General features: G+C 72.9%; 13 protein-coding genes. 10 read left to right on the forward strand and 3 right to left on the reverse strand.

Annotation, left to right across the window (positions count from 1 at the left end):
• Positions 1–73: 73 nt before the first annotated feature.
• From ACZ4VA_RS22320 to ACZ4VA_RS22340, 5 genes are all read left to right on the forward strand, one after another.
• The gene (locus ACZ4VA_RS22320) at positions 74–475 is read left to right on the forward strand and encodes a YciI family protein (protein ID WP_356169995.1); all 402 of its coding nucleotides are present in this window, start codon (positions 74–76) and stop codon (positions 473–475) included.
• A 13-nt stretch (positions 476–488) separates the two neighbouring features.
• Complete coding sequence (locus tag ACZ4VA_RS22325; RefSeq protein WP_468082414.1) at positions 489–1721, forward strand: RNA polymerase sigma factor; 1233 nt, start codon at positions 489–491, stop codon at positions 1719–1721.
• A 112-nt stretch (positions 1722–1833) separates the two neighbouring features.
• Positions 1834–2904 (forward strand): LCP family protein, encoded by a 1071-nt coding sequence (locus ACZ4VA_RS22330; protein WP_468082415.1) that lies wholly within the window; start codon positions 1834–1836, stop codon positions 2902–2904.
• A 169-nt stretch (positions 2905–3073) separates the two neighbouring features.
• Positions 3074–3430, forward strand: coding sequence for a YciI family protein (locus ACZ4VA_RS22335; protein WP_355780647.1), 357 nt, complete (start codon positions 3074–3076; stop codon positions 3428–3430).
• Positions 3431–3534: 104 nt separating this feature from the next.
• A complete protein-coding gene (locus ACZ4VA_RS22340; RefSeq protein WP_468082444.1) occupies positions 3535–4743 on the forward strand; it encodes an RNA polymerase sigma factor in 1209 nt (402 codons plus the stop codon).
• Positions 4744–5242: 499 nt separating this feature from the next.
• On the opposite strand, the gene ACZ4VA_RS22345 is transcribed toward ACZ4VA_RS22340, so the two are convergent.
• The gene (locus ACZ4VA_RS22345; protein WP_356170001.1) at positions 5243–6421 is read right to left on the reverse strand and encodes a class I SAM-dependent methyltransferase; all 1179 of its coding nucleotides are present in this window, start codon (positions 6419–6421) and stop codon (positions 5243–5245) included.
• Between the two features lie 90 nt (positions 6422–6511).
• Here ACZ4VA_RS22345 and ACZ4VA_RS22350 point away from each other — a divergent pair, with 90 nt between their 5' ends.
• The 4 genes from ACZ4VA_RS22350 to groL all read left to right on the forward strand — a co-directional run bounded on the left by ACZ4VA_RS22350 (position 6512) and on the right by groL (position 10583).
• Complete coding sequence (locus tag ACZ4VA_RS22350; protein ID WP_389391176.1) at positions 6512–7483, forward strand: polysaccharide deacetylase family protein; 972 nt, start codon at positions 6512–6514, stop codon at positions 7481–7483.
• A gap of 49 nt (positions 7484–7532) precedes the next feature.
• The gene (locus tag ACZ4VA_RS22355) at positions 7533–8309 is read left to right on the forward strand and encodes a polysaccharide deacetylase family protein (RefSeq protein ID WP_388904374.1); all 777 of its coding nucleotides are present in this window, start codon (positions 7533–7535) and stop codon (positions 8307–8309) included.
• A 225-nt stretch (positions 8310–8534) separates the two neighbouring features.
• Complete coding sequence (groES, locus tag ACZ4VA_RS22360) at positions 8535–8843, forward strand: co-chaperone GroES (protein WP_019066754.1); 309 nt, start codon at positions 8535–8537, stop codon at positions 8841–8843.
• Positions 8844–8954: 111 nt separating this feature from the next.
• Positions 8955–10583: a chaperonin GroEL gene (gene groL, locus ACZ4VA_RS22365; RefSeq protein ID WP_356170005.1), complete on the forward strand. Its 1629-nt coding sequence runs from the start codon at positions 8955–8957 to the stop codon at positions 10581–10583.
• Positions 10584–10710: 127 nt separating this feature from the next.
• Here groL and ACZ4VA_RS22370 read toward each other — a convergent pair whose 3' ends face one another.
• Entirely contained in the window at positions 10711–11409 is a 699-nt protein-coding gene (locus ACZ4VA_RS22370) for an SDR family NAD(P)-dependent oxidoreductase (RefSeq protein ID WP_468082416.1), read from the reverse strand.
• Between the two features lie 114 nt (positions 11410–11523).
• Here ACZ4VA_RS22370 and ACZ4VA_RS22375 point away from each other — a divergent pair, with 114 nt between their 5' ends.
• Positions 11524–12432: a helix-turn-helix domain-containing protein gene (locus ACZ4VA_RS22375; RefSeq protein WP_356170011.1), complete on the forward strand. Its 909-nt coding sequence runs from the start codon at positions 11524–11526 to the stop codon at positions 12430–12432.
• Here ACZ4VA_RS22375 and ACZ4VA_RS22380 read toward each other — a convergent pair.
• Entirely contained in the window at positions 12429–13136 is a 708-nt protein-coding gene (locus ACZ4VA_RS22380) for an ester cyclase (protein ID WP_355789671.1), read from the reverse strand. The genes ACZ4VA_RS22375 and ACZ4VA_RS22380 overlap by 4 nt on opposite strands.
• Between the last annotated feature and the right edge of the window lie 61 nt (positions 13137–13197).

Raw genomic sequence — 13197 nt, forward strand, 5'->3', positions numbered from 1 at the left:
AAACGCGGGCCGGTTCCGACGTCCCCTCTGAGAGCCGCCCGCCACGGGCGGCCCAAGCCGAAGGAGCGGACTCATGAAGTACCTGGTGATGGTGCAGGGCACGCAGGCGGACTACGACGCCCAGGCGGGCAAGCCCACTGCTGGTCTCCCGGCCTGGAGCGACCAGGACATGCAGGCGATGTTCCAGCACATGGGAGCGATCAACGACGACCTCGCCGAGAGCGGCGAGTTCATCGACGCCCAGGGACTGGCCGAGCCCGCCAGGACCCGCCTGGTCGGCGCCGGCGCGGACGGCAAGCCCGTGATCACCGACGGGCCGTACGGCGAGACCAAGGAAGTGATCGCCGGTTACTGGCTCCTGGAGTGCGCGAGCCTGGAGCGGGTCACGGAGATCGCCGCGCGGGTCGTCCAGTGCCCCGTTCCCGAGGGCGCGAACACGTACCCCGTTGTCATCCGGCCGCTCGGCGGAGCGTGAGCAGGGGAGACACGTGAGACGTACGGGCGAGGTCGAGGACCTGCTGCGCCTGCACGCGCCGCAGGTCCTCGGCGCGCTCGTCCGCCGGTACGGGCACTTCGACGCCGCCGAGGACGCCGTACAGGAGGCGCTGCTGGCAGCGGCCGGGCAGTGGCCCGGGTCGGGTGTTCCGGACAATCCGCGTGGCTGGCTGATCAGGGTCGCCTCCCGGCGGCTCACGGACGCGCTGCGCAGTGATCGGGCACGGCGGCTGCGTGAGGAGAGGGCGGCGGCGCTCACACCGCGCGACGCCTTCACCGCGCCGCCGCCCGGGCCCGACCGTGCGCCCTCCGAGGACGACACGCTGACCCTGCTCTTCCTCTGCTGTCACCCGGAGCTGTCCCAGCCCGCGCAGATCGCGCTGACGCTGCGGGCCGTCGGCGGTCTGACGACGGCCGAGATCGCCCGCGCGCATCTGGTGCCGGAGGCGACGATGGCCCAGCGGATCAGCCGGGCCAAGCAGCGGGTGAAGGGCACACGCTTCGGCCGCCCCGATCACTGGGAGGAGCGGCTGCCCGCCGTCCTCCACACGCTCTACCTGATCTTCAACGAGGGCTACACGGCGACCTCCGGCCCTTCCCTCCAGCGGGCCGAACTCGCGGGCGAGGCCATCCGGCTGGCCCGAACGGTGCACCGCCTGCTGCCCGGTGACTGCGAGGTCGCCGGCCTGCTCGCCCTGATGCTCCTCACCGACGCCCGCCGCGCCGCGCGGACCGGGGCGGGCGGTGAACTGATCCCCCTCGACGAGCAGGACCGCGGGCTGTGGGACAAGGCGGCGATCGAGGAGGGCGTGGCCCTGGTGACCTGGGCTCTGTCCCGACGCAGCCCCGGCCCCTACCAGTTGAGGGCCGCGATCGCCGCCGTCCACGACGAGGCGGACTCGCCCGACAGCACCGACTGGCCCGAGATCCTCGGCCTGTACGACGTCCTCGTCCACCTCGTCCCCAGCCCTGTCGAACGGCTCAACCGTGCGGTGGCCGTCGGCATGGTCCACGGACCGGCGGCCGGCCTGGCCGAACTGGACGCCCTCGCCCCGGAGTTGACCACGGGCCACCGTCTGGACTCGGTCCGCGCCCACTTCCTGGAACGTGCCGGCGACCCCGAGGCCGCCCGGGCCGCCTACGAGTCGGCCGCCGCCAAGACCCTGAGCCTCCCCGAACAGCGCTACCTCCGGGCCCGCGCGGCCCGCCTCGGCGACATCACGTGACGTGCCGCTCGTGCCGGAGCGGGCTGAAGCCGGCCTGAGAAGTCTGAGAATTTCCGAAGGAAAGCCGAGAAGAGGTTCCTGCTCGTCATAATTCGGACTTACGTTCCCCCGTGTGACTGGAGAAGACGAGCCCGGGGACGGGCGGAGCGCCCCCGCGCGAGCGGCGGGCGGACGGCGGGGCCTGCTCAAGGCCGCCGGAATCGCCCTCGCCGGTGTCCTGGTGCTCTCCGCAGCCGGGGCCGGCTGGGCCTACCGGCACCTGAACGGCAACATCAAGAGCGTCGACATCGACGGCGCGCTCGGCGACGACCGCCCGGCGATGGCGCCGGCCCCCTCGGCGTCCGCGTCCACGTCCGCCCCGGCGGTCCCGCCGTCCACGGGCGCCCTGAACATCCTGGTGCTCGGCTCGGACTCGCGCAGCGGCGCGGAGAACGCCGCGCTGGGCGGCGGCGACAGCGGTGGCGCGCGCTCGGACACGGCGATGGTCGTCCATCTCGACGAGGGCCGGACGAGCGCGACGGTGGTGAGCATCCCGCGCGACACGCTGGTGACGCGTCCCGCCTGCCCGCTGGAGTCCGGCGGATCGGCACCGGCGGTGTCCGGCGCGATGTTCAACAGCGCGTACGCGGTCGGCGGTCCCGTCTGCGCCGTCAAGACCGTGGAGGCCCTCACGGACGTACGCATGGACCACTACGTCGAGATCGACTTCTCGGGCTTCGCGGACCTGGTGGACGCGCTCGGCGGGGTCACCGTCACCACGGACGAGGACATCGACGACGACCTGAGCCACCTGCACCTGGCCGCCGGTACCCACCACCTGGACGGCACGAGGGCGCTGGCGCTGGCCCGCACCCGCCACGGCGTGGGCGACGGCAGCGACCTCGGCCGCATAGGGCTCCAGCAGAAGCTGGTGAAGGCCCTGCTGGAGCAGACCGCCTCGGCCGGCCTGCTCACCGACCCGGCCAGGCTCTACCGGGCCGCCGACGCCGTCACCGGAAGCCTCACGACGGACACCGGCCTCGACTCCCTGGGCGAGCTGACGCGGCTCGGGCGCAGTCTCGGAGCCCTGTCGACCGAAGAGGTCAGGACGGTGACGATGCCGGTCGTGCCGGCCCCCTCGGACCCGAACCGGGTGGTGGCCGACGAGCCGGAGGCGGGGAGGCTGTGGGCGTCGCTCCGGTGACCCGCGGCGGCCCCAGCGGGCCGGCGGAGCCGCCTCGGAAAAAAACTTCGGGGAATCCCGGAGCGGGTGTCGATTCCGGTGTCTCCTGGTCGACGCACGGGTGAGAGCGGGGACAGGCCCCGCTCGGGACGGCCGGTAACACCCCGGCCGCCGTACCGAAGGAGCCACCATGCCGCGTTACCTCACGATGGTCCGTATCGACGAGAACAACGCGCCCGCCGAGGGCCCCAGCCCCGAACTCATGCAGCGGATGGGCGAGTTGCTGGAAGAGATGACCAAGGCCGGCGTCCTGCTCGACACCGCCGGGCTCGCCCCGACCGCGCAGGGCACCCGCGTCCGCTGGGAGAACGGGCAGATCTCCGTCACGGACGGCCCGTTCACCGAGACCAAGGAGGTCGTCGGCGGTTACGCGCTGATCCAGGCTAAGGACAAGGCCGAGGCGATCGAGTGGGCGAAGCGGTTCCTGAAGATCCACGAGGAGCACTGGACGGTCACGTCCGAGGTGCGGGAGATCATGGAGGGCTGAGCCGGCGCCCGGCCCGCGGCAGGGCGGATGTGTCATGGTGGGCTGTGACCGAGCAGCCCACCGACGCACCCGCCGCCGCCGAGGCCGTCGACACGATCTTCCGGATGGAGTCGGCCCGCATCATCGCCGGGGTCGCACGCGTCGTCCGGGACGTGGGGATCGCCGAGGAACTGGCGCAGGACGCGCTGGTCGCCGCGCTGGAGCAGTGGCCGCGCGAGGGGGTCCCCGACAACCCCGGCGCCTGGCTCATGACCACGGCCAGACGGCGCGCCGTCGATCTCGTACGCCGCAGGGAGCGCTACGCGCGCAAGCTGGCGGAGGTCGGCCGGGACCTGGAGACGGCGCCGCCCCACCTCGACGAACCCGCCGACCCCGACGACATCGACGACGACCTGCTCCGGCTCGTCTTCACCGCCTGTCACCCGGTCCTGTCCGCCGAGGCCCGCATCGCCCTCACCCTCCGGCTGGCCGGCGGCCTGACCACGCCCGAGATCGCCCGCGCCTTCCTCGCCCCCGAGGCGACGGTCGCCCAGCGCATCGTGCGCGCCAAGCGGACGCTGGCCACCAGGAACGTCGCCTTCGAGGTGCCCTACGGCCCCGAGCGCGAGGCCCGGCTCGGGTCGGTCCTGGAGGTCATCTACCTGATCTTCAACGAGGGCTACGCGGCCACCGCGGGGGACGACTGGCTGCGCCCGGCCCTGTGCGAGGACGCGCTGCGGCTGGCCCGCGTGCTGGCCGGGCTGATGCCCAAGGAGCCCGAAGTGCACGGCCTGGCGGCGCTGCTGGAACTCCAGGCGTCCAGGTCGGCCGCCCGCACCGGCCCGTCCGGCGAGCCCGTGGTGCTCCGGGACCAGAACCGCCGCCGCTGGAACCGGATGCTGATCCGGCGCGGATTCGCGGCGCTCGCCCGCGCCGACGCCGTCTCCGCCGGGGTGCCCGGGCCGTACGCCCTCCAGGCCGCCATCGCCGCCTGCCACGCTCAGGCGTACGCGTACGAGGACACGGACTGGCGCCGGATCGCCACCCTGTACGGGCTGCTCGCCGCCCGGTCGCCGTCCCCGGTGGTCGAGTTGAACCGCGCGGTCGCCGTCTCGATGGCTGAGGGTCCCGGGCCCGCCCTGGTCCTGGTGGACGCCCTGGCCGCCGAACCCGCCCTGCGCGACTACCACTTGCTGCCCAGCGTGCGCGGGGACCTGCTGGCCCGCCTCGGCCGCACGTCCGAGGCGCGCGCCGAGTTCGAACGCGCCGCGTCCCTGGCCCGCAACGAACGCGAACGCGACCTGCTGCGGGCCCGCGCGGCGGAGTGCGGCTGAGAACTCGCCCCCGCCACCCGGGAGAAGCGCCGGCCCGGAATCCGTACGCGGGGGAGCCCGGCCGGTTCCGCACCCGGGCTGCCGGGAGGGCTGCCCGCGCCCTGCCCGCGGCCGGGGGGGGGGCGTCGACGGCCCAAAACCCGTACGCGGTGGAGTTCCGGCACCTGGGCCGTCCGGAGGGCTGCCCGCGCCGTGCCCGCGGCCCGGGGGAGCGCCGACGGTCCGGAACCGTACGCGGGGGAGCCCGGCCGGTTCAGCACCCGGACCGGACGGAGGGCCGCCCGCGCCGTGCGCGCAGCCCGGGGGAGCGCCGACGGTCCGGAACCGTACGCGGGAGCGCCCGGCCGGTTCAGCACCCGGGCCGGACGGAGGGCCGCCCGCGCCGTGCCCGCGGCCGGGGGAGCGACACCGGCCCGACCGGCCCGGAACCCGTACCTCGGGAAGCCCTCGGCGCCGCCGAACCCGGGCCCCGGCGCCGTGAGCCCCGGCTCGCGTCGGCCTACGCCGGGTGGCCGACCAGCATCGTCGGCGCTCCCGCCACCCGGGTGAGGAACACCGTCGCCGAGTTGCGGCCCTGCGGCTTCACCTTGCGGCGCAGTTCCTCCGGTTCGACGGCCGAGCCGCGCTTCTTGACCGTGAGGATGCCGACCTCCCGCTCCCGCAGCAGCGCCTTCAGCTTCTTCACGTTGAAGGGCAGCCGGTCGGTGATCTCGTACGCGGTCGCGTACGGGGTCGGGCGCAGGTGGTCGGAGGTGATGTACGCGATCGTCTCGTCGAGCAGACCCCCGTCGAGCTCCTCGGCCACCTCGGCGACGAGATGGGCGCGGATCGCGGCGCCGTCGGGCTCGTACAGGTAGCGCCCGAGCGGACGCACCGGCGGGTCGGGCAGACCCCGGCCGCGCAGTCCGCGCGGGCCCGGCAGCAGGGTGGCCCGGATCAGCCCGGGCTCCGTGCCGAACCACAGCACGGCCTCCTTCACGTCCCCGCCGTCCGAGATCCACTCGGCCTCCGCCTCGGCCGGGACCGCCTCGTGCGGGACGCCGGGCGCGATCTTCAGCGCGGCCCGCGGTGCCTTCAGCGCCGCCGCGGTCGCCCAGGACAGCGGCGGCGAGTACGCCTCGGGGTCGAAGATCCGGCCCCGGCCGCCGCGCCGGGCGGGATCCACGAAGACCGCGTCGTACGCGTCGGTGGCGACCTCCGTGACGTCCGCCTCGCGCACCTCGATCAGCTCCGCGAGGCCCAGTGCCTCGGCGTTCGCGCGGGCCGCCGCCGCCGTCAGCGGGTCCCGGTCGACCGCGAGGACCCGGATACCGGCGCGGGCCAGCGCGATCGCGTCCCCGCCGATGCCGCAGCACAGGTCGGCGACCGAGCGCACGCCGAGCGCGCGGAAGCGCTCCGCGCGGTACGTCGCGACGCTCGTCCGCGTGGACTGCTCCACCCCGGCCGGCGTGAAGAACATCCGCTCCGCGTCCCCGGCCCCGAACTTCGCCACCGCCCGCTGCCGCAGCCGCTCCTGCGCGAGTGCCGCCGTGACCAGGGACGCCGGGTGCTCGCGGCGCAGCCGGGTCGCGACGGCCAGCTCCCGCGCCGGGTCGGTGCCGCGCACCTCGTCGAGGAGGGCACGGCCCCCGGGGGTGTGCAGGGAGGCGAAGGAGGCCAGCGGGTCCAGGTCGGTCACCGGCCCATTGTGGGCCAGTCGGTGGACGGCGCGCGTCCGGCGGCGGTGTCGGCCCGGGCGGCGGACGGTCACCTGCGAGGATCCGGCACCATGCGACCAGTACGACAAAATGACGGAAATCGCACGGAGCGGACGCTGTTTTGTGGTGCGGCGCTGCGCGGTGCGGCAACCGCCGGGAGGGCGCTGCGCGGGGTCCGGGGCGGTCTCCTCGTGCTCACCGCCGCCGTGCTCGCCGCCGGGTGCGCGGACGCGGGCTCCGGCGTGCGCCCGGCCTCCGGGCAGCAGCCACTGAACGCCCCGCCCGCCCGCGCGCTGGACGCGTACGCCTCGAAACTGCGCGCCGCGCACGCCGCGCGGGTCGCCGCCGCCAAGCGCTGGGGGCTCACCCGGACACCGCTGACCGCGCCGCCGGCGCCGGAGAAGAAGCCGGTGATCGGCACCCGCAAGGGCTTCGAGGTCGACGGCCAGGACGAGCTGCCGCCCGTCTTCACCACCGTCCCCACCAAGGACAAGGTCGTCTTCCTCACCATCGACGACGGAGCCGAGAAGGACCCCGCGTTCCTGAGGATGACGAGCGAGCTGAAGATCCCGTACACCGCCTTCCTCAGCCACTACCTGGCGAAGGAGGACTACGGCTACTTCAGGAGGATGCAGGCCGGGGGCGTCGGCCTGAACAACCACACGCTCCACCACCCGTATCTGCCGAACCTGTCGTACAAGCAGCAGAAACGGGAGATCTGCGGGATGCAGGACACCATGGAGAAGCAGTTCGGCAAGCGCCCGACGCTCTTCCGGCCGCCCTACGGCAACTACAACGAGGACACCCTGCGCGCCGCCCGCTCCTGCGGGATCAAGGCCGCCCCGCTGTGGAACGAGGAGGTCTTCCCCGACCACTGGGACTACCGCGAGTGGGACCGGTCCCTGCACCCCGGCGACATCGTGCTCACCCACTTCCGGGGCCGCGAGGACTGGAAGGGCACCATGCCCGACATGCTCCGCCGCTTCCTGAAGAAGGTCACGCACGAGGGGTACGCCGTGGCGCGGCTGGAGGACTACCTGTGAGGAGCGCGATCCGCCCGGCGGCCCGTCCCGCGCGATCGGAGCACCGGCGGTGACCGGGCGGACGCGCACCCTGCTCGGCACGCTCCTGGCCTGCGCCCTGCTGACCGGCGCCACCGGCTGCGCCCAGTCCGTCGACCCGATCGAGCGGCTCGGCAAGAAGGCGGCGCAGCGCGTGCGCCCGCACGGACAGCAGGGGCCGCCCGCCGGCGTCCACCGCCGCCAGGGGCAGCCGGCGGCCCCGCTCGACCCCGGCCCGCTGCCGCCCGGCGGGACCGGCGACCCGGCGCTGCCGCCGGTCGTCGACCGCGTCGCCACCCGCGACAAGGTGGTCTTCCTGACCTATGACGACAGTGCCGAGCGCGATCCGCGGTTCGCCGCCATGGTCCGCGAGCTCCGGCTGCCGGTCAGCATGTTCCTCACCGACCGGGTCGTCGGGCCGGGGTACGGGCAGTTCGCCCGGCTGCGGGCGGTCGGCGTGAGCGTGCAGAACCACACGCTCGACCACACCTCCCTGCGCGGCCTGCCGTACGCGGGCCAGCGCGCCGAGATCTGCGGCCAGCAGGACAAGCTCAAGGAGCGCTTCGGCGTCCGGCCCCGCCTGCTCCGCCCGCCGTACGGCACCTACGACGCCACCACCCTGCGCGCCGCCGCCGACTGCGGGATCTCGGCCGTCGTCCTCGGCCGCGAGCCCGGCCCCGGCCGCCTGCGCCCCGGCGACATCCTCCTCGGCACCGACGAGCCCGACCTCGCCGCGACGACCACCCGCCTGCTGCGGCGCATCCGGGCCCAGGGCCTCACCCCGGCCCGACTGGAGGACTACCTGTAGGGGCTCCGGGGGGTCACCCGCGGGGTGGGAATCCCACGCCGCGCCGCCGCCCGTTTGGCACTCCGCTTGACCGAGTGCTAATCGCGGTCATAGTCTCTGGTCTGGCACTCCCCCCTGGAGAGTGCCAATAGCGACGGGCAGGTCCGGCACCCGCGACGACGGATCCACCTGGTCGCCACCTCAGACAGTTAACCCCGTGAGATCTCCGAAGGGGGAGGTCGGATCGTGACGACCACCAGCTCCAAGGTTGCCATCAAGCCGCTCGAGGACCGCATTGTGGTCCAGCCGCTCGACGCCGAGCAGACCACCGCCTCTGGCCTGGTCATCCCGGACACCGCCAAGGAGAAGCCCCAGGAGGGCGTCGTCCTGGCCGTGGGCCCGGGCCGCTTCGAGAACGGCGAGCGCCTGCCGCTCGACGTGAAGACCGGCGACATCGTGCTGTACAGCAAGTACGGCGGCACCGAGGTGAAGTACAGCGGCGAGGAGTACCTCGTCCTCTCGGCTCGCGACGTGCTCGCGATCATCGAGAAGTAGTTCATCCCAGTTTTGCAGTGAGCTGCGCCCCTGGCCCCCGCGACCTAATCAGCCGGGCGCTGGGGGCGCAGTTCGTTTCTCCCAAGTTTTCCGAGAGGGCTGAATCGCTCCATGGCGAAGATCCTGAAGTTCGACGAGGACGCCCGTCGCGCCCTTGAGCGCGGCGTCAACAAGCTTGCCGACACGGTGAAGGTGACGATCGGCCCCAAGGGCCGCAACGTCGTCATCGACAAGAAGTTCGGCGCCCCCACCATCACCAACGACGGCGTGACCATCGCCCGTGAGGTCGAGGTCGAGGACCCGTACGAGAACCTCGGCGCCCAGCTGGTGAAGGAGGTGGCGACCAAGACCAACGACATCGCGGGTGACGGTACGACCACCGCCACCGTGCTGGCCCAGGCGCTCGTACGCGAGGGCCTGAAGAACGTCGCCGCCGGCGCGTCCCCCGCCCTGCTCAAGAAGGGCATCGACGCCGCCGTCAAGGCCGTGTCCGAGGAGCTCCTCGCGACCGCCCGCCCGATCGACGAGAAGTCCGACATCGCCGCCGTCGCCGGTCTGTCCGCCCAGGACAGCCAGGTCGGCGAGCTCATCGCCGAGGCGATGGACAAGGTCGGCAAGGACGGTGTCATCACCGTCGAGGAGTCCAACACCTTCGGTCTGGAGCTGGACTTCACCGAGGGCATGGCCTTCGACAAGGGCTACCTGTCGCCGTACATGGTGTCCGACCAGGAGCGTATGGAGGCCGTCCTCGACGACCCGTACATCCTGATCCACCAGGGCAAGATCTCCTCGATCCAGGACCTGCTGCCGCTGCTGGAGAAGGTCATCCAGACCAACTCCTCGAAGCCGCTGCTGATCATCGCCGAGGACGTCGAGGGCGAGGCCCTGTCGACCCTGGTCGTGAACAAGATCCGCGGCACGTTCAACGCCGTCGCGGTCAAGGCCCCCGGCTTCGGCGACCGCCGCAAGGCGATGCTCGGCGACATGGCCACCCTCACCGGTGCCACCGTCATCGCCGAGGAGGTCGGCCTCAAGCTCGACCAGGTCGGCCTGGACGTGCTCGGCACCGCCCGCCGCGTGACCGTCACCAAGGACGACACCACCATCGTCGACGGTGGCGGCAACTCCGAGGACGTCGTCGGCCGGGTCAACCAGATCAAGGCCGAGATCGAGGCCACGGACTCCGACTGGGACCGCGAGAAGCTCCAGGAGCGCCTCGCGAAGCTGGCCGGCGGCGTGTGCGTGATCAAGGTCGGCGCCGCCACCGAGGTGGAGCTGAAGGAGAAGAAGCACCGTCTGGAGGACGCCATCTCCGCGACCCGCGCCGCGGTCGAGGAGGGCATCGTCTCCGGTGGTGGCTCCGCGCTCGTCCACGCCGTGAAGGTCCTGGAGGGCAACCTCGGCAAGACCGGCGACGAGGCCACGGGTGTCGCGGTCGTCCGCCGCGCCGCCGTCGAGCCGCTGCGCTGGATCGCCGAGAACGCCGGCCTGGAGGGCTACGTCATCACCTCCAAGGTCGCCGAGCTCGACAAGGGCCAGGGCTTCAACGCCGCGACCGGCGAGTACGGCGACCTGGTCAAGGCCGGCGTCATCGACCCGGTCAAGGTCACCCGCTCCGCCCTGGAGAACGCGGCGTCCATCGCCTCCCTGCTCCTCACGACCGAGACCCTGGTCGTCGAGAAGCCGGCCGAGGACGAGGGCGACGCGGGCCACGGTCACGGTCACGGCCACTCCCACTGAGGCCATTAGCGCACCGAGGCGGCTCTCCTCCCCCGCGGGGGAGGAGCGGCACACCTTCCGGAAGCCTCCCTCTCCCCGTCCGGGGCGAGGGAGGCTTCCTCCGTTCCGGCGGGCGGCCGGTCCGGGCTCATGACCAGGCGATCTCGCCGTGCCGCGAGACGAAGCGTCCGGTGCCGGCGCCGGGCCCTTCGGTGGCGAGGGCCACGATCGCGTCCGTGCCCTCGGTGACGGTCTGCGGGCCGCTGTGCCCGTTGAGGTCGGTCGCCGTGTAGCCGGGGTCGGCGGCGTTGACACGGACGCCCTCGAGCGCCTTGGCGTACTGGGTGGTCAGCATCGTCAGCGCCGCCTTCGAGGACGTGTACAGCGGCGCGACGACACGCGACTCCGGCCGGGCCGGGTCGTGGGTGAGGGCGAGGGAGCCCATACCGCTGCTGACGTTGACGATCACGGGGTCGTAGGAACGGCGCAGCAGCGGCAGGAACGCGGTGGTGGTGCGGACGACGCCGACCACGTTGACGTCGAGGACGGCGAGCGCCTCGGCGGCGGTGAGGTCACCGGGGTCGCCGAGCGGGCCGTGCACACCGGCGTTGTTGATCAGGACGTCGATCCGGCCCTCGTGCCGGGCGACGTCCGCCGCGGCGGCGGCCACGGACGCGTCGTCGGTCACGTCGATCAGCACGTGGCGCGCGCCGACCGCCGCGGCGGCCTTCTCGCCCTCTTCGCGGTCGCGGGCCCCGACCAGCACGGTGTGCCCGTGCTCGGCCAGGCGGCGGGCGGTCTCGCGGCCGAGACCCTTGTTGGCTCCGGTGATGAAAGTGATGGTCATACGTCCGACCATGGCCCCGGTCCGGAAGTCGTTCCAGGGACGGTCCGACACAGGGAAGAGCAGTACCACCCTCGCCGCCGCCCGTACGGCCGGTGATGCGGGAGCATGGGGATCATGGCGACGATCCCCGGAACCGGACTGGGCGCGATGATCCGCACCTGGCGGGACCGGCTGCCCCCGTCGGCCGCCGGACTGCCGGTGGCGGTCGGACGCCGCGCCGCCGGACTGCGGCGCGAGGAACTGGCCGACCTGGCGGGGGTGTCGGTCGACTACGTCGTACGTCTGGAGCAGGGGCGGGCCACGACCCCCTCGGCGTCGGTGGTGGCGTCCCTGGCCCGTGCGCTTCAGCTGTCCACCGCCGAGCGCGACCACCTGTACCGGCTGGCCCGGCTGGTCCCGCCGGCGGACGGCGCGATCTCCGACCACGTCCCGCCTGGCGTGCGGCGGGTGCTGGCCCGCCTCGGGGACGTCGCCGTCGCCGTCTTCGCGGCGGACTGGCAGCTCGTGTGGTGGAACAAGGGATGGGCCGCCCTGCTCGGCGACCCCTCGGCCACGCCGCCCCGGCTGCGCAACTTCGCCCGCGACAGGTTCCCGGTGGACGGCGGCCCCGCCCGCCTCGCGCAGTGGCCGGTCACCGAGACCGACCGCGCCGCCACCGACGCGGCCGTCGTCTCCGACCTGCGCCGCGCCGCGGGCCGCTTCCCGCGGGACGCCCGCCTGGCCGCGCTGGTCCGCGAGCTGGACGCGGGCAACGCGAGGTTCGCCGAGCTGTGGGCGACCGGGCGGGTGGCGGCCCACCGCGAGGACCACAAGACGATCGAGCACCCCTCGGTGGGACCGGTCACCGTGGACTGCGACGTGCTGTCCGACGGCGACTCCGAGCTGAAGATCGTCGTCATGACCGCCGCGCCCGGCGAGGACGAGACCAGGCTCCGCCTCGCCGCCGTCGCGGGCCCGCCGGCCACCGCCGACCGACAGCACCAGGAGACGCCGACGTCCGAACTGCCTGGTGCCAGGCCCTAGTTCTCGAAGCCGTCGAGGGCGCCGAGCTGCGACATGAAGCCCAGCCGGTCGTACTGCCACCAGCCCTCGGTGATCTTCCCGTCCTCCTGGCAGCGGAAGACGGTCACCCCCGTCATGGAGACCTTCCGGCCGGTCGCCGGGATACCCATGAAGTCGCCCTTGTGCGTGCCGTCCCAGGTCCACCGCGTGCAGACGCGGTCCCCCTCGGTGATCTGGTCCTCGACGGTGAACCGGAAGTCGAACCCGGCGCGCCACATCCTCAGGTCGCGCCGCATCCCGTCGAGGCCGATGGTGTCCTGCTCGTTGCCGGGATCGTGGTCGTGGTAGTTCTCCGCGACCAGGTCGTTCAGCGGGGACAGCTCGCCCTCGGCGGCCGCCGTCTCGAAGAACCGGCGGATGTTCGCCGCGAACAGCCGTTCGTCCCGGACCACGTCCAGGTCGGTGAACGTCGGCATCCCGTCACAGAGCGCCACCATCTCCTCGAAGATCGCGTCGGTCTCGGGCAGCTTCGAGTTCCGCATCGCCTCCTCGTACGACGGGAACTCCACGATCTCCACGAAGTGGTCGCCGTCGGAGCGGTCCCGGCCGACGACGCTGTGCGTCGCGGTCCGCTTGCCCCTGGTCTTCTCGACCCACTTGTCCATCAGCAGGTTCATCTCGTCGAACCGGCTGGTCCTGCAGTCGATGAGCTGTACGAATGTCATGGCGCCGCCTCCGGCCCCCTGGGTCCGGTCGAACACTTCCCATCGTCCCACCGGAAGGACG

Source organism: Streptomyces sp. NPDC028308 (assembly GCF_055565855.1).